Raw genomic sequence first — 586 nt, forward strand, 5'->3', positions numbered from 1 at the left:
TCTTCAAAGATAAGCGATAGGACGGGGCCGGGGAATCAGGGGGCTATCTCAGAATTCGGCGGCAGCTGCCCGAGCCTCTTTGAACTCGCAGCTGTCGAAAAGCGTGCGGTAGACACCCTGAACCGGCGCTCTCCAACACACATCGATGATGTGCTTGAGGCCGCCAAGCTTCGCGTAACACCGATAAGCCTGTTCTATCCGGCAACGGTGATCGCATGCCTCAAACAAAAGTGAGGCGCAGAGAGTCAAGGACTTCGAGCGCGAGGTTAAGGAACTGAGTCGAGCCAATGAGATGTTGAAGCTGGCGAGCGCGGTTTTCTCCCAGGCGGAGTTCGACTGCCGCATGCAGTCTCGAGAGACTCTATCGACCAGCATCATGAAGCCTTTGAGTCGAGCCGGTGTGCAAAGAATTGCAGGTCAGGTGCCCTGAGATCCTTCCTCAGTCACTGTCTCGGTGCGATGCAGCACGATCGATCCCCCACGTTGCCGAGGTGCACTGGATCCGCCGTGCGCTGCGTTTGACTATCGATGCAACGCAATCACCGGAGATCAAGTAGTCTCCACAACCTTGGACTCGCTAAGTGAA

General features: G+C 56.3%; 1 pseudogene and 1 other annotated feature. The pseudogene reads left to right on the forward strand.

The annotated features are described in order from the left end of the window. A pseudogene (locus IAE24_RS30510) lies at nt 1-234 on the forward strand (hypothetical protein); the annotation flags it as partial. A gap of 75 nt (nt 235-309) precedes the next feature. Next, nucleotides 310-429: a sequence feature (AL1L pseudoknot), on the forward strand. Nucleotides 430-586 lie beyond the last annotated feature (157 nt).

The organism is Delftia sp. S65, assembly GCF_016516495.1.
Lineage (GTDB): Bacteria > Pseudomonadota > Gammaproteobacteria > Burkholderiales > Burkholderiaceae_C > Comamonas > Comamonas acidovorans.